At 70.8% G+C, this 22,389-nt stretch carries 24 protein-coding genes and 1 pseudogene; 6 read left to right on the top strand and 19 right to left on the bottom strand.

Going from position 1 to position 22,389, the window contains the following annotated elements:
* Positions 1 to 83: 83 nt before the first annotated feature.
* The 17 genes and pseudogenes from H0S67_RS03160 to H0S67_RS03095 all read right to left on the bottom strand — a co-directional run bounded on the left by H0S67_RS03160 (position 84) and on the right by H0S67_RS03095 (position 15,263).
* Entirely contained in the window at positions 84 to 1,625 is a 1,542-nt protein-coding gene (locus H0S67_RS03160; RefSeq protein ID WP_180935413.1) for an NADH-quinone oxidoreductase subunit M, read from the bottom strand.
* The gene (nuoL, locus tag H0S67_RS03155) at positions 1,622 to 3,553 is read right to left on the bottom strand and encodes an NADH-quinone oxidoreductase subunit L (RefSeq protein ID WP_180935412.1); all 1,932 of its coding nucleotides are present in this window, start codon (positions 3,551 to 3,553) and stop codon (positions 1,622 to 1,624) included. The genes H0S67_RS03160 and nuoL overlap by 4 nt, the downstream gene beginning before the upstream one ends.
* Positions 3,554 to 3,566: 13 nt before the next feature.
* A complete protein-coding gene (nuoK, locus tag H0S67_RS03150) occupies positions 3,567 to 3,866 on the bottom strand; it encodes an NADH-quinone oxidoreductase subunit NuoK (RefSeq protein ID WP_180935411.1) in 300 nt (99 codons plus the stop codon).
* Positions 3,863 to 4,633, bottom strand: a complete 771-nt coding sequence (locus tag H0S67_RS03145) for an NADH-quinone oxidoreductase subunit J (protein ID WP_425489917.1) — start codon at positions 4,631 to 4,633, stop codon at positions 3,863 to 3,865. The genes nuoK and H0S67_RS03145 overlap by 4 nt, the downstream gene beginning before the upstream one ends.
* Positions 4,634 to 4,659: 26 nt before the next feature.
* Positions 4,660 to 5,199 carry an NADH-quinone oxidoreductase subunit NuoI gene (gene nuoI, locus H0S67_RS03140; RefSeq protein WP_246355319.1) on the bottom strand — a complete coding sequence of 180 codons (540 nt, stop codon included), beginning with the start codon at positions 5,197 to 5,199 and terminating at the stop codon, positions 4,660 to 4,662.
* A 58-nt stretch (positions 5,200 to 5,257) separates the two neighbouring features.
* Positions 5,258 to 6,467: pseudogene (gene nuoH, locus H0S67_RS03135) on the bottom strand (NADH-quinone oxidoreductase subunit NuoH); the annotation flags it as partial.
* Positions 6,468 to 6,560: 93 nt separating this feature from the next.
* Entirely contained in the window at positions 6,561 to 6,698 is a 138-nt protein-coding gene (locus H0S67_RS24325) for a hypothetical protein (RefSeq protein ID WP_246355083.1), read from the bottom strand.
* A 10-nt stretch (positions 6,699 to 6,708) separates the two neighbouring features.
* A complete protein-coding gene (locus H0S67_RS24320; protein WP_246355082.1) occupies positions 6,709 to 7,203 on the bottom strand; it encodes a hypothetical protein in 495 nt (164 codons plus the stop codon).
* Positions 7,173 to 8,498: a molybdopterin-dependent oxidoreductase gene (locus H0S67_RS24315; protein WP_246355081.1), complete on the bottom strand. Its 1,326-nt coding sequence runs from the start codon at positions 8,496 to 8,498 to the stop codon at positions 7,173 to 7,175. Before H0S67_RS24315 ends, H0S67_RS24320 begins: the two co-directional genes overlap by 31 nt.
* On the bottom strand, positions 8,411 to 9,001 hold the full coding sequence (locus tag H0S67_RS24310) for a 2Fe-2S iron-sulfur cluster-binding protein (RefSeq protein WP_246355080.1): 591 nt from the start codon (positions 8,999 to 9,001) through the stop codon (positions 8,411 to 8,413). Before H0S67_RS24310 ends, H0S67_RS24315 begins: the two co-directional genes overlap by 88 nt.
* Positions 8,998 to 10,308 (bottom strand): NADH-quinone oxidoreductase subunit NuoF, encoded by a 1,311-nt coding sequence (gene nuoF / locus H0S67_RS03125; RefSeq protein WP_180935408.1) that lies wholly within the window; start codon positions 10,306 to 10,308, stop codon positions 8,998 to 9,000. The genes H0S67_RS24310 and nuoF overlap by 4 nt, the downstream gene beginning before the upstream one ends.
* Positions 10,305 to 11,126: an NADH-quinone oxidoreductase subunit NuoE gene (nuoE, locus tag H0S67_RS03120; RefSeq protein ID WP_180935407.1), complete on the bottom strand. Its 822-nt coding sequence runs from the start codon at positions 11,124 to 11,126 to the stop codon at positions 10,305 to 10,307. Before nuoE ends, nuoF begins: the two co-directional genes overlap by 4 nt.
* Positions 11,123 to 12,469: an NADH-quinone oxidoreductase subunit D gene (locus H0S67_RS03115; RefSeq protein ID WP_180935406.1), complete on the bottom strand. Its 1,347-nt coding sequence runs from the start codon at positions 12,467 to 12,469 to the stop codon at positions 11,123 to 11,125. Before H0S67_RS03115 ends, nuoE begins: the two co-directional genes overlap by 4 nt.
* Positions 12,469 to 13,197, bottom strand: coding sequence for an NADH-quinone oxidoreductase subunit C (locus tag H0S67_RS03110; protein ID WP_180935405.1), 729 nt, complete (start codon positions 13,195 to 13,197; stop codon positions 12,469 to 12,471). The genes H0S67_RS03115 and H0S67_RS03110 overlap by 1 nt, the downstream gene beginning before the upstream one ends.
* Positions 13,194 to 13,748 (bottom strand): NuoB/complex I 20 kDa subunit family protein, encoded by a 555-nt coding sequence (locus tag H0S67_RS03105; protein ID WP_180935404.1) that lies wholly within the window; start codon positions 13,746 to 13,748, stop codon positions 13,194 to 13,196. Before H0S67_RS03105 ends, H0S67_RS03110 begins: the two co-directional genes overlap by 4 nt.
* Positions 13,749 to 13,882: 134 nt before the next feature.
* Complete coding sequence (locus tag H0S67_RS03100) at positions 13,883 to 14,242, bottom strand: NADH-quinone oxidoreductase subunit A (RefSeq protein WP_180935403.1); 360 nt, start codon at positions 14,240 to 14,242, stop codon at positions 13,883 to 13,885.
* Positions 14,243 to 14,573: 331 nt separating this feature from the next.
* A complete protein-coding gene (locus H0S67_RS03095; RefSeq protein WP_180935402.1) occupies positions 14,574 to 15,263 on the bottom strand; it encodes a demethylmenaquinone methyltransferase in 690 nt (229 codons plus the stop codon).
* Between the two features lie 156 nt (positions 15,264 to 15,419).
* On the opposite strand from H0S67_RS03095, the gene H0S67_RS23065 reads away from it, so the two are divergent.
* Genes H0S67_RS23065 through H0S67_RS27185 form a run of 3 tightly spaced genes read left to right on the top strand, consistent with a single transcriptional unit; the run spans position 15,420 to position 17,882 of the window.
* Positions 15,420 to 16,556 (top strand): L,D-transpeptidase family protein, encoded by a 1,137-nt coding sequence (locus tag H0S67_RS23065; RefSeq protein ID WP_219635448.1) that lies wholly within the window; start codon positions 15,420 to 15,422, stop codon positions 16,554 to 16,556.
* A gap of 55 nt (positions 16,557 to 16,611) precedes the next feature.
* Positions 16,612 to 17,070: a hypothetical protein gene (locus H0S67_RS27190; protein WP_343050311.1), complete on the top strand. Its 459-nt coding sequence runs from the start codon at positions 16,612 to 16,614 to the stop codon at positions 17,068 to 17,070.
* The gene (locus H0S67_RS27185) at positions 17,067 to 17,882 is read left to right on the top strand and encodes an isochorismate synthase (RefSeq protein ID WP_343050310.1); all 816 of its coding nucleotides are present in this window, start codon (positions 17,067 to 17,069) and stop codon (positions 17,880 to 17,882) included. Before H0S67_RS27190 ends, H0S67_RS27185 begins: the two co-directional genes overlap by 4 nt.
* A gap of 108 nt (positions 17,883 to 17,990) precedes the next feature.
* On the opposite strand, the gene H0S67_RS03075 is transcribed toward H0S67_RS27185, so the two are convergent.
* Positions 17,991 to 18,641 carry an MBL fold metallo-hydrolase gene (locus tag H0S67_RS03075; protein WP_180935401.1) on the bottom strand — a complete coding sequence of 217 codons (651 nt, stop codon included), beginning with the start codon at positions 18,639 to 18,641 and terminating at the stop codon, positions 17,991 to 17,993.
* A 54-nt stretch (positions 18,642 to 18,695) separates the two neighbouring features.
* On the opposite strand from H0S67_RS03075, the gene H0S67_RS03070 reads away from it, so the two are divergent.
* From H0S67_RS03070 to H0S67_RS03060, 3 genes are read left to right on the top strand one after another with little or no spacing between them, the layout of a single operon-like run.
* Positions 18,696 to 19,304 (top strand): LysE family transporter, encoded by a 609-nt coding sequence (locus H0S67_RS03070; protein WP_180935400.1) that lies wholly within the window; start codon positions 18,696 to 18,698, stop codon positions 19,302 to 19,304.
* Complete coding sequence (locus H0S67_RS03065; protein ID WP_180935399.1) at positions 19,301 to 19,795, top strand: GNAT family N-acetyltransferase; 495 nt, start codon at positions 19,301 to 19,303, stop codon at positions 19,793 to 19,795. Before H0S67_RS03070 ends, H0S67_RS03065 begins: the two co-directional genes overlap by 4 nt.
* Before the next feature lie 28 nt (positions 19,796 to 19,823).
* On the top strand, positions 19,824 to 20,498 hold the full coding sequence (locus H0S67_RS03060) for a GAP family protein (protein ID WP_180935398.1): 675 nt from the start codon (positions 19,824 to 19,826) through the stop codon (positions 20,496 to 20,498).
* A gap of 11 nt (positions 20,499 to 20,509) precedes the next feature.
* Here H0S67_RS03060 and H0S67_RS03055 read toward each other — a convergent pair whose 3' ends face one another.
* Positions 20,510 to 22,384, bottom strand: a complete 1,875-nt coding sequence (locus H0S67_RS03055) for a cation:proton antiporter domain-containing protein (RefSeq protein WP_180935397.1) — start codon at positions 22,382 to 22,384, stop codon at positions 20,510 to 20,512.
* Positions 22,385 to 22,389 lie beyond the last annotated feature (5 nt).

Here is a 22,389-nt window from a genome sequence, read left to right as displayed (position 1 = left end):
CAGCTGGGCGTACTCGATGTGCGGCTTCTGGAAGGTCGGAGGGGTGCTCGCGGCCTGGACGAGCACGCCCGTCAGGGAGAGGTTCACTGCTGGCCTTCCTGTGCCGAGTCGCCACCCGCGGCGGGTACGACGGGGGCCTGGTCACTGACCCCGACGTGCTGCAGCAGGGCGTCGACGGTGGGGTTGCTTACGTCGAGCAGCGGCATCGGGTAGAAGCCGAAGAGCACGAGCGCGAGCACGAGCGGGGCGACCGAGCCGATCTCCCGACGGTTGAGGTCGGGGGTGTCCTCGATCCCGGGGACACCGGGCCCGGTCATGGTCCGCTGGTACATCCACAGGACGTAGATAGCCGCCAGCACGATCCCGGTGACCGCGACGGCGCCCGCCCACCAGTGGTAGTCGAAGGCGGAGATCAGCACCAGGATCTCGGAGACGAACTGGCTCAGGCCGGGCAGCCCGAGGGTCGCCAGGCCCGCGATGAGGAACAGACCGGCGAGCACGGGCGCGGACTTCTCCACGCCCGTCATCTGGCTGATGAGGCTGGTGCCGCGGCGGCGGATCAGGTATCCGGCGAGCAGGAACAAGGCCGCGGTGGCGACGCCGTGGTTGACCATGTAGAGGATCGAGCCGGAAGCGCCCTGCGAGCTGAAGGCGAAGATGCCGAGCGTGATGAACCCGAAGTGGCTCAGCGACGTGAGACCGATCAGCCGCAGGATGTCGTCCTGGCCGATGGCGATCAGCGCGCCGTAGACGATCGAGATCAGCGCCAGCGCCACCACGACCGGCGTCGCCCACTGCGAGGCGTCCGGGAAGAGCCCGAGGCAGAACCTCAGCATCCCGAAGGTGCCGATCTTGTCGAGCACGCAGACCAGCAGCACGCTGGTGCCGGGCGTGGCCCGCTCGGTGGTGTCGGCGAGCCACGTGTGCAGCGGGAAGAGCGGTGCCTTCACCGCGAACGCGATGAAGAAGCCGACGAAGAGCCAGCGCTCGGCGGTGGTGCTCATGTCGACCTGCGAGAGGTCGGACAGCAGGTACGACGGGTGGCCGGCGTCGGCGGACACGACGTACAGCCCGATCACGGAGGCGAGCAGGATCAGCCCGCCACCGAGCTGGTACATCAGGAACTTCAGCGCCGCGACCGCACGCCCCGCCCGACCGAAGCCGCCGATCAGGAAGTACGCCGGGATCAGCGTGGCCTCGAAGACCACGTAGAAGAGGAAGACGTCGGTGGCGGAGAACACCGCCAGCGAGAACGACTCCAGCGCGAGCGCCCAGCCGAAGAACGCCGCGGGGTTGCGGTCGTCGGCCTCGTGCCACGCGCCGACGACGACCACTGGGACGAGTGCGACGGTGAGCAGGATCAGCAGCAGCCCGAGCCCGTCGACCCCGAGGGCGTAGTGGACGCCGAAGGCGCTGATCCAGTTGTGCGTCTCGGTCAGCTGCATGCCGCCGCCGGTGTCGTACTGCGCGGCGATCGCCACGCCCACGGCCAGGGTGAGCAGCGAGACGGCCAGGGCCAGCTGCTTGGGCAGCGCCGCCCCTCGCGTCTTCGGCACGAAGGCCACGGCCACCGCGCCGACGAGCGGCACCGCCCACAGGACGGTCAACCAGGGAAAGGAGCTCATGCGAGGTTCACCGCCAGGAGGGCCAGGACGACGAGCAGGACGCCGCCGAGCAGGGAGAGGGCGTAGGAGCGGACGAAGCCGTTCTGCACCCGCCGGAGCTGGCCGGCGACCGCTCCGATCGCGACCGGGCCACCGGTCAGGGTGCCGTCGACGCCGTACCGGTCGAAGGTGAGGAGGCCGCCGACCACCCTCCGGCCCGGGTTGACCACGAGGGTGTCGTTGATGGCGTCGCCGTAGAGGTCGTTGCGCGCGGCCAGGACCACCGGGGACACCTGCTGCGGCGCGGTGCGCGGCACGTCCCGCTTGCCGACGAGGAACCACGCCAGGGTCACTCCGGCCGCCACCACGAGCACCGCGATGAGGGTGACGACGATGGCCGGCAGCGGCGCGTTCTCGTGCGGCGGGGTGCCGACGACCGGGGCGAGGTAGTCCACGATCCAGTTGCCGATCAGCATCACGCCGCCGAGGGCGGACAGCGCCGCCAGCACGATCAGGGGGATCGTCATGATCTTGGGCGACTCGTGCGGGTGCACGCCCTTCTCCCAGCGCTTGTCGGTGAAGAAGGTGAGCAGCATCAGCCGGGTCATGTAGAAGCCGGTGACCCCGGCGCCGACGATCGCGCACAGGCCGACCAGCCAGTTGTCGGCCAGCGCGGTCTCGATGATCTTGTCCTTGGACCAGAAGCCCGAGAAGCCGGGGAAGCCGATGATGGCGAGGTAGCCCATCGAGAAGGTCAGGAAGGTGACCGGCATGGCCTTGCGCAGCGCCCCGTAGTGGCGCATGTCGACGTCGTCGTCCATGCCGTGCATCACCGAGCCGGCCCCGAGGAACATGTTGGCCTTGAAGAAGCCGTGCACCAGCAGGTGGAAGATCGCGAAGGCATAGCCGGCGGGGCCGAGGCCGGCGCCGAGCATCATGTAGCCGATCTGGCTCATGGTGGAGCCGGCCAGCACCTTCTTGATGTCGTCCTTCGCGCAACCGATGATCGCGCCCCACAGGAGCGTGACCACGGCGACGACCACAACCGCGGTCTGGGCGTTCGGCGCGAGGTCGAAGACGAAGCTGGAGCGCACGACGAGGTAGACGCCCGCGGTCACCATGGTCGCGGCGTGGATCAGGGCCGAGACCGGGGTCGGGCCCTCCATCGCGTCGAGCAGCCAGGCCTGCAGCGGCACCTGGGCCGACTTGCCGCAGGCGCCGAGGAGGAGCAGCAGGCCCAGCGCGGTCAGCGTGCCCGTCGAGGCCCGGTCGGCCGAGGCGCTGATCACCGTGAAGCTGGTCGAGCCGAAGGTGACGAAGAACAGCATGATCGCCAGCGACATGCCGATGTCACCGACGCGGTTGATGACGAAGGCCTTCTTCGCGGCGGCGGCGGCCGACGGCTTGTACTGCCAGAAGCCGATGAGCAGGTACGACGCCAGACCGACGCCCTCCCAGCCGAGGAAGAGACCGAGGTAGTTCTCCGACAGAACCAGCAGCAGCATCGCGGCGACGAAGAGGTTGAGGTAGCCGAAGAAGCGGCGCCGGCGCGGGTCGTGCTCCATGTAGCCGATCGAGTAGACGTGGATCAGGGACCCGACGCCCGTGATCAGCAGCAGGAACAGCGACGACAGCGGGTCGTAGAGCAGGTCCATGCCCACGTCGAGGTGGCCGACCTGGATCCAGGTGTAGAGGTGCTGGGAGACCTGGCGGTCGGCGGAGTCGCGTCCGAGGACGTCGATGAACATCCACAGGCTCAGGACGAACGACCCGATCGGCAGGGCCGTGCCGAGCAGGTGTCCCCAGCGGTCGGTGAATCGCCCGCCGAGCAGGAGCACCGCGGCGCCGGCGAGCGGCAGCGCGATCACCAGCCACAGCAGGGTGAAGACCCCGCTCGCGGACGAGGGGTCGACCACGGGTGCGTGGACGACCTCGTGGAGGGCATGCATCAGCCGTCGCTCCTCAGTACTTCAGCAGGCTGGCGTCGTCGACCGAGGCCGAGCGACGGGTCCGGAAGATGGTCATGATGATGGCGAGCCCGACCACGACCTCGGCGGCCGCGACGACCATCACGAAGAAGGCCGCGATCTGCCCGTCGAGGTTTCCGTGCTGGCGGGCGAAGGCGACCAGCGCGAGGTTGGACGCGTTCAGCATCAGCTCGACGCACATGAACACCACGATGGCGTTGCGACGGGTCAGGACCCCGACGCAGCCGATGGTGAACAGGATCGACGAGAGCACGATGTAGGGCGTGACACTCACAGGTTCTCCTCCTCGGCCGAGGCGGAACCGGTGCGGCCCGCGTGCGGCGCGTCGCCGATCTGGCGCTGCAGCTCCTCGATGTCGTCGGCCAAGGCCGGCGCCGAACGGACCGTGCCGCGCGCGGCGAGGACCCGGGAGACCGAGGCCTCCGACGCCGTGCCGTCGGGCAGCAGGGCCGGGGTGTCCACCGCGTTGTGGCGGGCGAAGACGCCCGGAGGCGGCAGCGGGCCCGGGTGGGTGCCCTTGTCCTGGTAGTCCCGCAGGCGCTGGGCGGCCAGGGAGGCCTGGGTCGGCTTCGGCACCAGGCGCTCGCGGTGCGCGAGCACCATGGCGCCCACCGCGGCGGTGATCAGCAGGGCGCTGGTGGTCTCGAACGCGAAGACGTAGCGGGAGAACAGGATGGTGGCGAGGGCCTGGATGTTGCCCCCGGAGTTGGCGTCGGCGAGCCCGACGCCCGCGCCCAGCGAGATCTGGCCGACCCCGGTGACGAGGACCAGGCCGAGCAGCAGGCCGGCCACGACGGCCATGACCCGCTGGCCCCGGATGGTCTCCACCACCGAGTCCGACGCGTCCACGCCGACGAGCATCAGCACGAAGAGGAAGAGCATCAGGATCGCGCCGGTGTAGACGATGATCTGCACCGCGAAGAGGAACGGCGCGTCGAGCGCGGCGTACAGCACCGCCAGGCTGATCATCACGACCGCCAGCAGCAGCGCCGCGTGCACGGCCTTGCGGACGAACAGGATGCCCAGCGCGGCGATCACCATGATCGGCGCGAGGACCCAGAAGGCAGTCACTGCGAGGCCGTCCTCTCCGTCGGCGCGGGCGCCGACCAGGTGCCCCGGTAGTAGTCGCCCTCGTCGTCGCCGAGGCGCATCGGGTGCGGCGGCTGCTCCATGCCGGGCAGCAGCGGCGCCAGCAGGTCGGACTTCTCGTAGATCAGGTCGGCACGGTTGTCGTCGGCCAGCTCGTACTCGTTGGTCATCGTGAGCGCCCGCGTCGGGCAGGCCTCGATGCACAGGCCGCACAGGATGCAGCGCAGGTAGTTGATCTGGTAGACGCGGCCGTACCGCTCGCCGGGGCTGAAGCGCTCGTCCTCGGTGTTGGACGCACCCTCGACGTAGATCGCGTCGGCCGGGCAGGCCCAGGCGCACAGCTCGCAGCCGATGCACTTCTCCAGGCCGTCCGGCCAGCGGTTGAGCTGGTGCCGGCCGTGGAACCTCGGCGCCGTGGGCAGCTTCTCGAAGGGGTACTGCTCGGTGACGACCTTCTTGAACATCGTCCGGAAGGTCACCCCGAACCCGGCGATCGGGTCCCAGAGCTGCTCCCTCATGCCACGTGGCTCCTGCTGGGCCATCAGATCTCCTCACCGGATACGCCGACGGTGGAGGTCGTCGGAAGGACAACGATCGGGCGGCTCCGCGCACCGGTCCGCCGGCCGGCATCGGCGGCACGGGGAACCCGCCCGCGTGGGCGTCGACAGCCTCGGGCTGGGCCTGCTCCTCCTCCTGCTCCTCGCCGCCGATGAAGAACAGCGCGAGGAACAGCACCGCGAGGACGCCGATCCCGATCAGGAGGTAGTTCCGGTCGATGCCGCCGTCGAGGGAGATCGACCGGATCGTCGCGACGGCGACGATCCAGACCAGCGAGATCGGGATCAGCCGCTTCCAGCCGAACGCCATGAACTGGTCGTAGCGCAGCCGCGGCAGCGAGCCGCGCAGCCAGATGAAGATGAAGATGAAGAACAGGACCTTGCCGAAGAACCACAGCAGCGGCCAGTAGCCCTCGTTGAACATCCCGTCGTTGATAGCCGCGATGCCCCACGGCGCGTGCCAGCCGCCGAGGAACAGCGTCGTCGCCAGCGCGGAGACGGTCGCCATGTTGATGTACTCGGCGAGGAAGAACAGCGCGAACTTCAGCGAGGAGTACTCGGTGTGGAAACCACCGACCAGCTCGCCCTCGGCCTCGGGGAGGTCGAACGGCGCGCGGTTCGTCTCGCCCACCATCGAGATCGTGTAGATCACGAAGGACGGCACCAGGATCAGGCCGTACCAGAACTTGTCCTGCGCGGCGACGATCTCCGAGGTCGACATCGAGCCGGCGTAGAGGAACACCGCGACCAGCGCCGGCCCATCGCGACCTCGTAGGGGAGATCATCTGCGCGCTCGAAGCGCAGGCCGCCGAGCAGGGAGTACGTCGAGCCGCTGGACCAGCCGCCGAGCACGATGCGTAGATCCCGATCGAGGCGATCGCCATCACGAACAGCACCGCGACGGCATGTCGGTGAGCTGCAGCGGGGTCGTGACACCGAACATGTCCACTTGCGGGCCGAACGGGATGACGCTGAACGTCACGAACGCCGGATCACGGCCAGGACGGGGGCGAGCAGGAAGACCACCTTGTCGGCCGCCTTCGGATGATGTCCTCCTTCAGCGCCAGCTTCACGCCGTCGGCGAGCGACTGGAGGAGTCCGAAGGGTCCGTTCACGTTGGGACCGATCCGGTGCTGCATGCGGGCCACGACCCGGCGCTCCCACCAGATGTTGAACAGGGTCAGCAGGACGAGGACCAGGAAGATCGCCACGACCTTGATCCCGGTGATCCACCACGGTCGTCACCGAAGTCGCCGACGGAGACATTGGGAATGTCGCTCGTCGACATCACCGTGCCGCTCCCCGCGATCGAGGCCAGTGCATCACTGCGCCGCTCCCTTCAACGTGACCGTGCTCCCGGGCGAGGCCAGGTCGGCCAGGACTCCCGCGCCCACGGAGTTGGCAGGCACCCACACGACCCCGTCGACCATGCCTTCGGTGGCGACGACCGGCACGGACATCTCGCCGCGGTCACCGACCAGGACGCCGCCGTCCGCGGACCGACTCGTGCAGGGTGGCGTACGTGCGGGGGCTGACGCGGGCGACCGGCCGACGGGCGGTGGCCCGCATCGCCGGGTCGCCGTCCTGCATCGAGCCGTGGTCGATCATCTGCTTCCACGTCGCGAGGCGCAGGCCGCCGTCGGAGTCGGCGTGGGTGGTGGCGGACGCCTCGACCGTCGGGGCACGCTCACCGTCCCAGGGACCGAGGTCCTCCATCTCCGCCCGTGCCTGGGCGACGGTGCGGAACCCGAGCGGGCTCCCCTGGCCCAGCAGCGCCAGCTCCTCGGCGATGCCGGAGAGGACGCGCAGGTCGGGCAGCGAGCGCGGGTCGTCGAAGACCGCGGGGAACGGGCGGGGCCGCCCCTCCCAGGTCACGAACATCCCGGACTTGTCGGTCACCGGTGCCACCGGGAAGACGACATCCGCGGCTCGGGTCACGTCGGTCTCGCGCAGCTCGAGCGCCACCACGAACGAGGCAGCCGCGATCGCGGCGCGGGTGGCGGCCGGGTCGGCGGTGTCATCGGGGTCGACGCCCCGATGACCAGGCCACCGAGCTCGCCGGCGAGCAGCGCCGCGACGATCCCGTCGGCGTCACGCCCGGCGGTCTCGGGAAGTCCCGCCACGCCCCAGTCGGTCGCGACGTCCACGCGGGCGGCCGCGTCTGCGACGGGGCGGCCACCGGGCAGCAGGTTGGGCAGGCAGCCGACCTCGACCGCGCCGCGGTCGCCGGCGCGACGCGGGACCCAGGCGAGCCGGGCACCGGTGGTGCGGGCCAGCCGCGCCGCCGCCGTGAGGGCTCCAGGTGAGGTGGCCAGGCGCTCGCCCACCAGGATCACCCCGGTCGCGTCGAGGCCGAAGTCGGCGTGCGAGACGAGCTGCTCGAGCGCCGCCGCCTCGTCGCCGGGGGCGGTGGCCACGAGCTGGCCGTTCATCTTGCGCAGGCCGCGCGAGGCGTACGGCGCGATCGAGACGACCCTGGTCCGGTGGTGCTGGGCCGCCTTGCGCAGCCGCAGGAAGATCGCGCCGGCCTCGTCCTCGGGGTCGAGCCCGGCCAGCACGACGGTCGTCGCGGACTCGAGGTCGGCGTAGGTCACCGTGGCGTCGAGGACGACCTCTGAGGCGAGGAAGTCCGCCTCCTCCGCCGACAGCGGCCGGGCACGGAAGTCGATGTCGTTGGTGCCGAGCGCCACCCGGGCGAACTTGCTGTAGGCGTAGGCGTCCTCCGCCGTGACGCGGCCACCCGTCAGCACGGCGGAGGCACCTGCGGCGTGCAGGCCACGGGCGGCGACGGCGAAGGCCTCCGGCCACGACGCTGGGCGCAGCGAGCCGTCCTCGTCACGGACCTGGGGGTAGGTCAACCGGTCGGGCATGGTCGCGTAGGTGAACGCGAACCGGTCCTTGTCGGTGATCCACTCCTCGTTGACCTCGGGGTCGTTGCCGGAGAGGCGGCGCATCACCTTGCCGCGCCGGTGGTCGACCCGGATCGCCGAGCCGCAGGAGTCGTGCTCGGCCACCGAGGGCGTGGAGACGAGGTCGAAGGGGCGCGACCGGAAGCGGTACTCGGCGCTGGTGAGCGCGCCGACCGGGCAGATCTGGATGGTGTTGCCCGAGAAGTAGGACTCGAAGGGCTCCTTCTCGTAGATGCCCACCTGCTGCAGGGCACCGCGCTCGATCAGGGCGATGAAGGGGTCGCCGGCGATCTGCTCGGAGAAGCGGGTGCATCGGGCGCACAGCACGCAGCGCTCCCGGTCGAGCAGCACCTGGGCGGAGATGTTGATCGGCTTGGGGTAGGTCCGCTTGACGCCGCCCCCGGCGGGGAGAAGCGCGACTCGGCGCGGCCGTTGGACATGGCCTGGTTCTGCAGGGGGCACTCGCCGCCCTTGTCGCAGACGGGGCAGTCGAGCGGGTGGTTGATCAGCAGGAACTCCATGATCCCCTGCTGCGCCTTGTCGGCGACCGGGCTGGTGGCCTGCGTGTTGACGACCATGCCCTCGGCGACCGTGATCGTGCACGAGGCCTGCGGCTTGGGGAAGCCGCGGCCGTTGCCGGCGTCGGGCACGTCGACCAGGCACTGCCGGCAGGCCCCCACCGGGGCGAGCAGCGGGTGGTCGCAGAACCGCGGGATCTGGACGCCGACCTGCTCGGCGGCACGGATCACCAGAGTGTCCTTGGGGACGCTGACCTGGACCCCGTCGATGGTGAGGGTGACGAGGTCCTCGGCGACCGGGGTGCTCGCCCCGGTCTTCTCCGGCGTGGTCGTCATGCAGTCGCTCCCGCGGTCGCGAAGACGGTCGAGGCGGCGGGGTCGAAGGGGCACCCGCCGTGGGTGAGGTGGGCGATGTACTCGTCCCGGAAGAACTTGATCGAGCTGGTGATCGGGCTGACCGCACCGTCGGCGAGCGCGCAGAACGAGCGGCCGAGGATGTTGTCGCACTGGTCGAGCAGGAGCTCGAGGTCGGACTCGGAGCCCTGCCCCTTCTCCAGCGCCGCCAGCGTCTGCACCAGCCACCAGGTGCCCTCGCGGCAGGGCGTGCACTTGCCGCAGGACTCGTGCTTGTAGAACTCCGTCCAGCGCAGCACCGCCCGCACCACGCAGGTGGTGTCGTCGAAGAGCTGCAGGGCACGTGTGCCGAGCATCGACCCGGCCGCGCCGACACCCTCGAAGTCGAGCGGCACGTCGAGGTGCTCGGCGGTCAGCATCGGCGTGCTGGAGCCGCCGGGCGTCCAGAACTTCAGCTCGTGGCCCTCGCGCATGCCGCCGGCGAGGTCGATGAGCTGACGCAGGGTGATGCCGAGCGGGGCTTCGTACTGGCCGGGCCGGGTGACGTGGCCGGACAGCGAGAAGATGCCGAACCCCTTGGACTTCTCCGTGCCCATCGAGGCGAACCAGCCGTGCCCGTTGGCGATGATGCTGGGCACCGACGCGATGGACTCGACGTTGTTGATGACCGTCGGGCTGGCGTAGAGCCCCGCGACGGCCGGGAACGGCGGACGCAGGCGTGGTTGGCCGCGGCGGCCCTCGAGCGAGTCGAGGAGCGCGGTCTCCTCGCCGCAGATGTAGGCGCCGGCTCCGGCGTGGACGACCACCTCGAGGTCGAAGCCCGAGCCGTGGATGTCCTTGCCGAGGTGTCCGGCGAGGTAGGCCTCCTGCACGGCGCGCTGAAGGCGGCGTACGACGTGGAGCACCTCGCCGCGGACGTAGATGAACGCCCGGTTGGCGCGGATCGCGTAGGAGCTGATGATGACGCCCTCGAGCAGCGTGTGGGGACTGGCCATCATGAGCGGGACGTCCTTGCAGGTGCCCGGCTCGGACTCGTCGGCGTTGACCACGAGGTACTTCGGGCGGGGGTTGTCCTGCGGGATGAAGCCCCACTTCATGCCGGTGGGGAAGCCGGCGCCGCCGCGACCGCGCAGGCCCGACTCCTTGACCTCCTCGATCACGGCTGCGGGGTCCATGCCCAGCGCCTTGTCGAGGGCCCGGTAGCCGCCGCGCGCCTCGTAGGCCTCCAGCGTCCAGCTGCGGTCCTCGCCCCAGTTGTCGGTGAGGACCGGGGTCAGTGTGTCGGTCACTGGGCGTCTCCCTTGGCACCGCGTTGTTCGGAAGGAGCGTCGACGTGCTTGGTGCCGGCGGGCGACTCGTCGACCTTCGTCTCGGTCTCGGCGCGCGCGGTGTCGGCCGACTCCGCGGCTCCGGTCCGCGAGCCGCCGTGCCCGGCCGTGACGGCGGGCCGACCCTCGACCTCGGGGGCGGTCCAGCCCCGCTCCCGGGCGATGCCGAGCCCGACCAGCGAGGCGGCACCGGCCGACGGGCCCTCGTCCGCGCGGTCGTCGGGGAAGCCGGCGAGCACGCGCTCGGCCTCGCGCCAGGTGCACAGGCGTGCGCCGCGGGTCGAGGTGACCTCGGCGCCCGATCGCAGGTCGTCCACCAGGTCCGTGGCCGACTGGGGCGTCATGTTGTCCATGAACTCCCAGTTGACGGTCATCACGGGCGCGTAGTCGCAGGCGGCGTTGCACTCGATGTGCTCGAGGGTGACCTTGCCGTCGGGCGTGGTCTCGTCGTTGCCGACCTCGAGGTGGTCCTTGAGCCGCTCGAAGATCGCGTCGCCGCCCATCACCGCGCACAGCGTGTTGGTGCAGACCCCGACGTGGTAGTCGCCGACCGGCTTGCGCTTGTACATCGTGTAGAACGTCGCCACGCCGCTGACCTCGGCCGCGGAGATCTGCAGGATCTCGGCGCAGGCCTCGATGCCCTCGGGCGTGATCCGGCCCTCGGCGGACTGCACCAGGTGCAGCATCGGCAGCAGGCCGGAGCGGGCCTCGGGGTAGCGCGCCGCGATCTGCCGCAGCTCGTCGTACGTCGTCTCGGTGAGCCCCTGGGTCTGGGTCATCGGTCGACTCCTCCCATCACGGGGTCGATGGAGGCGATCGCGACGATGACGTCGGCGACCATGCCGCCCTCGCTCATCACGCTCGTGGCCTGCAGGTTGGTGAACGACGGGTCGCGGAAGTGCGCCCGGAAGGGTCGGGTGCCGCCGTCGGAGACCACGTGCGCGCCCAGCTCGCCACGCGGCGACTCGATCGGCACGTAGGCCTGGCCGGGCGGGACGCGGAAGCCCTCGGTGACCAGCTTGAAGTGGTGGATCAGCCCCTCCATCGACTCGCCCATGATGTGGCGGATGTGGTCGAGGCTGTTGCCCATGCCGTCGCTGCCGATCGCGAGCTGGCTGGGCCAGGCGATCTTCTTGTCGGCGACCATGACCGGCGCGCCCTCGAGCTTGGCGAGCCGGTCCGCGGCCTGCTCCACGATCTTCAGCGACTCCCACATCTCGCCGAGCCGGATCCGGAAGCGGCCGTAGGAGTCGCAGGTGTCCCAGGTCTGGACCTCGAAGTCGTAGTCCTCGTAGCCCGAGTAGGGCTGCGTCTTGCGCAGGTCCCACGGGTAGCCGGTGCTGCGCAGGACCGGACCGGTCATGCCGAGGGCCAGGCAGCCCGAGAGGTCGAGGTGGCCGACGTTCTCGAGACGTGCCTTGAAGATGGGGTTGGCGTTGCAGAGCGCGGCGTACTCGGGGAGGCGCTTCTTCATCAGGGCGATGAAGTCGCGGATCTCGTCGAGGGCGCCCGGGGGCAGGTCCTGGGCGACGCCGCCGGGGCGGATGAACGCGTGGTTCATGCGCAGACCGGTGATCAGCTCGAAGAGGTCGAGCACCAGCTCGCGCTCGCGGAAGCCGATCGTCATCACGGTCAGGGCGCCGATCTCCATGCCGCCGGTGGCGATGCAGACCAGGTGGGAGGAGATGCGGTTGAGCTCCATCAGGAGCACCCGCATGACCTCGGCCTTCTCCGGGATCTGGTCCTCGATGTCGAGCAGCCGCTCGACCCCGAGCACGTAGGTCATCTCGTTGTAGAAGGGGCTGAGGTAGTCCATCCGGGTGCAGAACGTGACGCCCTGCGTCCAGGAGCGGAACTCCATGTTCTTCTCGATGCCGGTGTGGAGGTAGCCGATGCCGCAGCGGGCCTCGGTCACCGTCTCGCCCTCGAGCTCGAGGATCAGGCGGAGCACGCCGTGGGTCGACGGGTGCTGCGGACCCATGTTGACGACGACGCGCTCGTCGGCGTCACCGGCGTCGGCCAGGCCCTCGGTGATCGAGCTCCAGTCCTGGCCGGTGACCGTGAAGACCCGGCCCTCGGTGGTCTCGCTGCTGCCTGCGTAGAGATCTTCGGTGGTGCTCATCAGTTGTACGACCTCCGCTGGTCGGGCGGCGGGATCGTGCCGCCCTTGTACTCGACGGGGATGCCCCCGAGCGGGTAGTCCTTGCGCTGTGGGTGGCCCGGCCAGTCGTCGGGCATCAGGATCCGGGTCAGGGCCGGGTGGCCGTCGAAGACGATCCCGAACATGTCGAACGTCTCGCGCTCGTGCCAGTCGTTGGTGGGGTAGACGCCCACGATCGAGGGGATGTGCGGGTCGGCGTCGGGCGCGGAGACCTCGAGCCGGATCCGGCGGTTGTGGGTCATCGAGAGCAGGTGGTAGACCGCGTGCAGCTCGCGCCCGGTGTCGTCGGGGTAGTTCACCCCGCTCACACCCGAGCAGAGCTCGAAGCGCAGGCGCGGGTCGTCCCGCAGCATCTGCGCGACCACGACCAGGTCCTCGCGGCGGACGTGGAAGGTGATCTCGCCGCGGTGGATCACGACCGTCTCGACGGCGTGGTCGAGCCCGTCGGTGCGCAGCCGGTCCTCGAGGGCGTCGGCCACCTCGTCGTACCACCCGCCGAAGGGCCGCTGCGCGGCCGCGGGGTAGACGATCGGGCTGACCAGGCCGCCGTAGCCGCTGGTGTCGCCACTCCCCCGCACCCCGAACATGCCCTGGCGGCTGCCGACGGGGTGGACCTCGCCCGCAGGTGCCGGGACGTTGTCCGGCGACTGCTCGGGCGCGGGCTGCTCGACCTTCTTCTCGTCGCTCACCTCAGCAGGCCCTTCATGTCGGAGGTCGGGAGCGCCTGGAGCGCGGCGGTCTCCTGCTGCTCGATCTCGGCCCTGCGGTTGCTGCCGAGCTTGGCGTGCTGGACCTGGTCGTGGAGCTTGAGGATCGCGTCGATCAGCATCTCCGGCCGCGGCGGGCAGCCGGGGAGGTACATGTCGACGGGTACGACGTGGTCGACGCCCTGGACGATCGCGTAGTTGTTGAACATGCCGCCGCTGCTGGCACACACACCCATCGCGAGCACCCACTTGGGGTCGGGCATCTGGTCGTAGATCTGGCGCAGCACCGGCGCCATCTTCTGGCTGACCCGGCCGGCGACGATCATCAGGTCGGCCTGGCGCGGGCTGGCGCGGAAGACCTCCATCCCGAAGCGAGCGAGGTCGTACTTCGGGCCGCCGCTGGTCATCATCTCGATGGCGCAGCAGGCCAGGCCGAACGTCGCCGGCCAGAACGACGCCTTGCGCATGTAGCCGGCGACGCCCTCGACGGTCGTCAGCAGGACGCCGGAGGGAAGCTTCTCTTCAAGACCCATGTCTCAGTTACCTCTCTGAGGGTCGCGAGGCGCGTGCGATGCCAAGGCGGAGGAGGGAAGGCGACCTTCAGCGGAGCGCAGCGGAGCGGTCGTCGACCGACGAAAACGCAGGCAGCGTGCGTGCATCGCGAGCCTCAGTCCCATTCCAGGCCGCCGCGTCGCCAGACGTAGGCGTAGGCGACGAAGACGGTGGCGATGAAGAGGACCATCTCGACGAGGCCGAAGAACTTCATGGAGTCGAAGTAGACGGCCCAGGGGTAGAGAAAGATGATCTCGATGTCGAAGACGATGAAGAGCATCGCGGTGATGTAGTACTTCACCGGGAAGCGCCCGCCGCCCACGGGCTGCGGGGTGGGCTCGATGCCGCACTCGTACGAGTCGAGCTTGGCCCGGTTGTAGCGCTTGGGTCCCACGACGGCGCTCATGATCACGGAACCGACCGCGAACAACGCCGCGAGGAGAGCCAGCGCCAGCACCGGCGTGTACAGCTCCATGCCTCGCGTTCCTTCCTGTCCCGCGCCCGACCGGCCGGCCCGCGCCGCCGGTTTGTGACTTTGTGAACTGAATCACTAAGTGGCGCGGGACACAGTCTGCCACTAGGGCAACACGGCTGCACCCCGGGGTGGGGTCGTGTCGGAACCCTGCCCCGCGTGGGGATTTAGTGCACGGAGGCCTTACCTAATTGGCGGGTCCGAGGACCGCGCCGAGTCGGCGCTCGTTGACCTTCAAGCAGCGCCGAGTCGGCGTTCGTTGACCGTCAAGCAGCGCCGAGTCGGCGCTCGTTGACCGTCAAGCAGCGCCGACTCGGCGGAAGGGGTTGGCGGGTCAGCGGGTGGCGCGGTGCAGGGCGACGATGCCGCCGGAGAGGTTGCGCCAGGCGGGCGCCTGCCACCCGGCGCGGCCGATCAGGTCGGCCAGGCCTCGCTGGTCCGGCCAGGCGCGGATCGACTCGGCGAGGTAGACGTAGGCGTCCGGGGCGGAGGAGACCGCGCGGGCGATGGGCGGCAGCGCCTTCATGAGGTACTCGATGTAGACGGTCCGGAGCGGCGCCCAGGTCGGGTGGCTGAACTCGCAGACGACCAGACGGCCGCCCGGCTTCGTCACGCGCCGGAGCTCCTCGAGACCCGCCAGCGGGTCCACGATGTTGCGCAGCCCGAAGGAGATCGTCACCGCGTCGAAGGTCGCGTCCGCGAACGGCAGCCGGGTCCCGTCCCCGGCGGTGAAGGGCAGGTGGGGCTTGGCCTGCTTGCCCACCTGGAGCATCCCGAGCGAGAAGTCGCACGGCACGACGGTGGCGCCGCGGTCGGCGAACGGCTGGCTCGACGTACCGGTGCCGGCGGCGAGGTCGAGGACCAGCTCGCCGGGTCGCGGGTCGACCGCCTCGATGACGTCGTGCCGCCAGCGTCGGTCCTGGCCCAGGGAGAGCACGTCGTTGGTGACGTCGTAGCGCCGGGCGACCGCGTCGAACATGCGACGGACGTCGGAGGGCTGCTTGTCGAGTTCTGCACGGGCCACGCGCAGAGACTACGGCCCGGCCCCCGACCACCACGCAGCACCCGAACTACAACGAACTGGTCACGACGACGCTCCCACGCAACCAAATCCCCGGATCGGGCGTCCCTTTGTCGACACTGGAACTTCATCATTCGGCCGAGGGGCCCGGAGGAACCGATGAGAGCACTGCGCGTACTCACCACGACCGTGGCCACGATCGGCCTGCTCGCGGCGGCGTCGTACGGCGTGGGGTACGCCGTACGGCACGGCGACGGACCGGGGACGGGACGGACCGAGGCGGCCGCGAGCTCCCCGCAGCCGACAGGTGCGCCCGGCACCACGGCCCCGGCGACGCCGGCACCCACGAGCACGGCACCCACGAGCCCGGCCACGACGCCGACCGAGCCGCCCACCCCGGCGAACGTGCTCGAGCCCGGCGCCACCGGGGTCAAGGTGCGCGAGCTCCAGGCGCGGCTGTTCCAGCTGGCCTGGCTCCCGGAGACCACGACCGGTCGCTACGACCCCGCGACCCGGGCGGCCGTGAGCGGCTTCCAGGCCAAGCGCGGGATCAAGGCCACGGGCGTGGTCGACCAGCGCACCTGGAAGCGGCTGCTCGCGATGACGAAGCAGCCGACCCACGACCAGCTCTTCAACGTGCTCCACCCGGGGCCGGCGATCCTGGCGGCGGGCGACGACGGGGTCGCGGTCCGCGACCTGCAGGCGCGCCTGGTGTCGATCCAGTGGCTGTTCGGCAACGTGTCAGGCAGCTACGACGACACGACCACCGAGGCGGTCCGCGGCTTCCAGGCCAAGCGCGGCATCCCGGTCACCGGCGAGGTCGACCAGCGCACGCTCGACCGGCTGCAGGCGATGACCACGGCCCCGACTCACGCCGCCATGTACAACGAGAGCCCCTCGACCGGCAGCAACGTGCCGGGCGCGCTCGACGCCCGGTGCAAGGTCGGCCGGGTGCTGTGCATCGACAAGACCAGCCAGACCCTGCGCTGGGTCGTGGACGGCAAGGTCCTCAAGACCATGGACGTGCGGTTCGGAGCGTCGTACAGCCCGACCCGCGAGGGCCTCTTCCACGTCTACACGATGGACGCCGACCACGTGTCGCACCTCTACGGCTCGGAGATGCCCTTCTCGATGTTCTTCTCCGGCGGCCAGGCGGTGCACTACTCCTCGGACTTCGCCGCCCGCGGGTACGCCGGCGCGTCGCACGGCTGCGTGAACGTCCGCGACTACTCCGGGCTCCAGTGGCTGTTCGGCCAGGTACGGGTGGGCGACGCGGTGGTCGTGTACTGGTCCTGACCCGCGCGGGGGCAGGCTCCGGAGTGACGTGGGTCTCGGGCGTAGGCTGCCCCCCGTGACGAGCAGCGCGACCCCCGACGAGCAGTCGGCGACCGCCGGCACCCTCGTCGCCCGCACCGTCCGCCTCGACCTCGACGAGGTCTCCGCGCTGGTCGAGCTGCTGCCCGGCGACCGGCCCGTCACCTGGCTGCGCCGGGGTGAGGGGCTGATCGGCTGGGGCGTCGCGGCGGAGCTGCGCACCCGCGGCGCGACCCGCTTCTCCGACGCGGTGAAGTGGTGGGCCGAGACCACCGAGCGGACCGTCGTGCGCGACGAGGTCAACGAGCCCGGCACCGGCCTGGTCAGCTTCGGCTCCTTCGCGTTCGCCGACGAGCCCGGCGACTCCGTTCTGGTCGTGCCCGAGGTCGTCATCGGCCGTCGCGGCGACACGACCTGGCTCACCACCATCGGGCGCGACAGCATCGCGGCGCCCGTGCTCTCGGTCGCCGACGCGCCCCCCGCCCGGTCGAGGTGAGCTTCACCGACGGCTCGCTCGACGGGGAGCGCTGGATGACGGTCGTCGCCGACGCGGTCGCCCGCATCAATGCCGGGGACCTCGAGAAGGTCGTCCTCGCGCGCGACCTGATCGCGACCGCCACCGCCCCGGTGGACGTGCGCTGGCCACTGCGCCGGCTCGCCGAGTCCTACCCGATGTGCTGGACCTTCCACGTCGACGGCATGTTCGGCGCCACCCCCGAGATGCTCGTGCGTCGCGAGCGCGGCCTGGTCACCTCGCGCGTGCTCGCCGGCACGATCCGGCGCACCGGCGACGACGAGCGCGACCTGGCCCTGGCCGCGACGCTGGCCCGCTCGTCGAAGGACCTCGAGGAGCACGAGTACGCCGTCCGCTCGGTCGCCGACGCCCTCGACCCGCACTGCAGCTCGATGAACGTGCCCGAGGCGCCGTTCGTCCTGCACCTGCCCAACGTCATGCACCTGGCCACCGACGTGGCCGGCGTGGTGCACGACGCCGCCACGGTCTCCTCCCTCCAGCTGGCCGAGGCGCTGCACCCCTCGGCGGCGGTGGGCGGCACTCCGACCCCCGTCGCCACCGCCCTGATCTCCGAGATCGAGGGCATGGACCGGGGCCGCTACGCCGGTCCCGTCGGCTGGATGGACGCCAGGGGCGACGGCGAGTGGGGCATCGCGCTGCGCTCCGCCTCGATCGAGGGCCCGACCGTCCGGCTGTTCGCCGGGTGCGGCATCGTCGCCGACTCCGACCCCGAGGCCGAGCTCGCCGAGTCGCAGGCCAAGTTCGTCCCGGTCCGCGACTCCCTGGCGCCGTAGTGGCCGCAGGTTTCCCCGGCTGACCGGGGAAACCCTTGCCTGTCGGTCAGTGCAACGGCTGACAAGCAACAGACCCGGCCGACAACCCCCGCGCCGTACGGCGCTACGTCAGAGGTCCTGGCCGTCGGCGAGCCGCACGTACTCCTGCCCGGCCTTGGGCAGGAAGGCATTCATGTGGCCGTCCACGATCTTCAGTCCGGCCTCGGAGTAGACCCGGTCGTGGATCGCGACGTTGCGCGGCGCCCCCACCGCGCGGGCGAACTCGATCGCCTCGGAGGCCCGCATCCACGGAGCGGAGACGGGGACGAGCAGGACGTCGACCTGCTCACCGGGCGCGGTCAGCGCGTCCCCGGGGTGGAACACCTTCGCGCTCGACCCGTCGGGACCGGCCGCGGTCAGCACGTAGCCGCTGTTGTGGACCCGCGGCATCTCCGGGTGGATGACTGCGTGCAGCTCACCCACGGCGCGGGCGGGGATGCCCGGGTCGAAGGACTCCCCCGGCGCCACGACTGTCACCCGCTCGGCCACGTCGGGCGCGTCCTCGCGGATCCGGGCGGCGACCGCCTCGATCGTGAAGATCCTCGCGTCGGTGGCGCGGAGGTGGTCCGGCAGGTAGTGGTCGGGGTGCTCGTGGGTGATCAGCACCGCGTCGGCCCCGTCGAGGGCGTCGACGTCGGTGAACATCCCGGGGTCCAGAACGACGGTCCTGCCGTCGTGCTCGACCCGGACGCAGGCGTGGCCGAACTTCGTGATCTGCATGCCCCCACCGTAATCACGTGGCGGGTGGCGCCGGGGCTCGCGAGAATCGGGCCCGTGCTCGAGGTGGTCGTCTCCGGTCTCGTCACCGGCTGGGCGATCGCGATCCCGATCGGCGCGGTCGGGGCATTCCTGGTCACGCTCGCCGCGCGTACGTCGTTCCGCGTCGGCGCAGCGGGCGCACTGGGCATCGCCACCGTGGACGGTGCCTACGCGGCCCTTGCCGTCGTGGCCGGCGCGGCACTGTCGGCGCTGCTCGCTCCCGTCGCCACCCCGCTGCGCCTCGCCTCGGGGCTCGTCCTGCTCGTGATCGCGGCCCTGACCGCCGCGCACGCGCTGGCGACCAGCGGCCGGGTCCGCTCGACCCCGCCGCTGCGCCCGGCCCGGGCGTACGCCGTCTTCGTCGGCATCACCGCGGTCAACCCGACGACCGTGGTCTACTTCGCCGCGGTCGTCCTCGGCAACCGCCACCTCGTCGCGTCACCGGCGCAGGGGGCGGTCTTCGTGGCCGCCGCCTTCCTGGCCTCCGCGTCGTGGCAGCTGGTCCTCGCAGGTGGGGGCGCGGCGCTCGGGAGGGTGGCGACCGGACGGCGCAGCCACCTGGTCACCGGGCTGGTCTCGGCGGTCGTCATCGCGGCCCTGGCGGTTCGTACGATGCTGCCATGAGCGCCCCGGCCCAGATCCGCATCCGTCGCCCCGTGCCCGAGGACGCCGAGCGCCTGACGCACCTGCACCTCGACTGCTGGGACGACGCCTACACGGGACTGATGCCGCAGCACTTCCTCGACGAACGTCGCGCGGACATCCCGTCCCGGGTCGAGAAGTGGCGGCTGATCCTCGAGCAGAACCACAACACGCTGGTCGCAGAGGGACCGGAAGGGCTGGTCGGCTTCGTGAGCTCCGGACCGGGCCGTGACAACGACGTGGACATCGAGACCGAGCTGTGGGCGCTCTACGTGCGGGCCGACCGCTGGGGCGCCGGGGTCGGCTACGCCCTGCTCGAGGCGGCCATCGACGACCGCGCGGCGTACCTGTGGGTGCTGCACGGCAACGACCGGGCGATCCGCTTCTACGAGCGCCAGGGCTTCCGGCTCGACGGCACCCGCGACGAGCACGACGAGGGCCTGCACGTGCGGATGGTGCGCGCCGGGGCCTGACCGGGGGCGCCAGCCCTAGGGTCGGAGCGTGCTGCACCTCCTCGTCGTGCTGGTGCCGCTGGGCCTGGCCGCGGCGGTGAGTCCGGTCATGCTCACCGAGCAGACCGTCCTGATGGCCGGGCCACGCGGTGCCCGCGCCGGGCTCGCCTACGCGGCCGGCACCGCGGCGGTCCTCGTGGTGGTGATCGGTGCCGTCCTGCTGGTGGGGCGCTCGGTCGCGCTGCCGCAGGCCCCACGCCTGGACGCGACCATCGACCTGGTCATCGGTGGTCTGCTCATCGCACTGGCCGTCGTGGTGGCCCGGTGGCCCCGGTGGCACCCGGCCCGCCAGCAGGAGCACCGGCGCTCGCCGGCGCACCTGACACCGCCGGCCGCGTTCGCGTTCGGCCTGTTCTCCATGGCCACCAACGTCACCACGCTCGCGCTGGTCGTCCCTGCTGCCAAGGAGATCGCCGCCGAGAGCGTGCCGCCGTGGGGCACCGTGGTCGCAGCCGGCATCCTCGTGGCGCTGGCCACCCTGCCCGCCTGGGCTCCGGTGGCGCTGGCGGCAACGGCGCCGGGGACGGCCCACCGGCTGCTCGATGCCCTGCAACAGGCGATCCACCACGACGGCCGGCTGATCGTCGCCGGCGTGATCACCGCGGCCGGACTGTTCCTGGTGGTCCGCGGGATCGTCCGGCTGGTCGAGGCCCAGATGGGCTGACGGGACTTCCGTCAGGCGGTGAGGTGGTGGACGTAGCACCAGCGCCAGTCCTCGCCGGGCTCGGCGGACTGCATGACGGGGTGCTGGGTCTCCCGGAAATGTGCGGTGGCGTGCTGCCGCGGCGAGGAGTCGCAGCACGCGAGGTGCCCGCAGTCGAGGCACTCGCGCAGGGCCACCCAGCGGGTGCCCTCCTCGAGGCACTCCCGGCAGACGCCGGCGTCGGACGTCTCTGCCACGGAGTACTTCTCCAGGTCGTCGCAGACCTCTCCCGCAGGACGCCGTCTCGCGGTGACCGCCCGCAGCTCCTCATGGTTCTGGTGCGCGATCTCGAGCATCGACTCCTCGACGTCGAGCATCGAGAGCACCTCGCTGATCACCTCCGAGGCGACGGTCCCGGAGAGCCGGATCTCCAGCACCCGGCGGCGCTCGGCGTCGATCATCGCCCGCCGCATCCGCGAGTAGAGCTCGCTGGGGGACTCCTCGTCCGCCGTGGTGGCCAGCCGCTCCCAGGCCGCGAAGTTGCGCTGGTCGATGCGCTGGTCGAGCAGCTCCCGCACGCCGTGCGGGTCCTCGAACTCCAGCTTCTCCAGCTCGGCGAACCCGGCGTTGGACGCCTGCTGCAGGATCGTGGCCCGCGCGAGAGCGTCGTCCATCGGGTCCGGGGACGGTACGCCGAGCCGCCGGGCGACCCAGCCGAGGGAGAGACCCTGGATGAAGAGCGTGCCCGCCACGACCGTGAACGCGATGAGGAGCAGGACCTCGCGGTGCTCCGCCTCCTCCGGGATCACGAACGCCGCGGCCAGGGTGACCACTCCCCGCATCCCGGCCCAGCCCAGCACGAACGTGAACGTCCACGGCGGCTTGTAGCCGACGTGGGGGTCCGGCCCGGGGCGTACGAGCGCATAGCGGGCGACGAACACCCACACCATGCGCAGCACCACGACACCGACCAGGGTCGCGGCGCAGACCGCGACGATCCGGGCCGCGGAGAGGGTGCTGTCGCCCACGTCCTGGAACAGCCACTGCGCCTGGAGGCCGATGAGCAGGAAGACGGTGTTCTCGAGGACGAAGGCGATGGTGCGCCAGTTGATCCGCTCCGCGATGCGGGACTGCGCCGTCTGCAGGATCGGCGCCTTGTGGCCGAGCAGCAGGCCCGCGATGACGACGGCGAGCACGCCGGAGGCGCGGATCTCCTCGGCCAGGAGGTAGGCGAAGAACGGGATCACGTAGGAGATGCCCGTGTCGAGCACCGGCTCGGTGATCCGCTTGCGCATCCACGCGACCACGACGAAGACCACCACGCCGACCAGCACGCCGCCGGCGGCCGCCCACACGAAGTCGGCGCCCACCCGCCAGGCCACGACGTTCTGCGAGCCCACGGCGATCAGGGCGATCGCGGTCCGCAGCGCGACCAGTGCGGTCGCGTCGTTGAGCAGCGACTCGCCCTCGAGGATCGTCACGACCCGACGCGGCAGCCCGATCCGGCGGCCGATCGCGGTCGCGGCGACCGCGTCCGGCGGCGCGACCACGGCGCCGATCGCCAGCGACGAGCCCCAGGAGATCCCCGGCAGCATCGCGTGCACCAGCACCCCGATGCCGACGGTGGTGAACACGACGAGCCCGACCGAGAGCAGCAGGATGGCCCGCCGGTTGGCGTTGAAGTCGACCAGCGAGCTCTGGATCGCGGTCGCGTAGAGCAGCGGCGGGAGCAGCCCGAGCAGCACCACCTCGGGCCGCAGGTGCACCTCCGGCATGCCGGGGAGGTACGACGCGCCGATCCCGACCGCGATCAGCAGCAGCGGCGCGGGGACGCCGACCCGGTCGGCCAGCGCCGTGAACGCGAGGACGGCGACCGCGAGTCCGACGAGGAACAGGGCGATCTCCACCGGCC

It is taken from the genome of Nocardioides ungokensis, assembly GCF_013466985.1.
In the GTDB taxonomy this organism is placed as follows: domain Bacteria; phylum Actinomycetota; class Actinomycetes; order Propionibacteriales; family Nocardioidaceae; genus Nocardioides; species Nocardioides ungokensis.
Note: the sequence above shows the minus strand (reverse complement) of the source record. Positions and strands in the feature narration are given on the sequence as shown.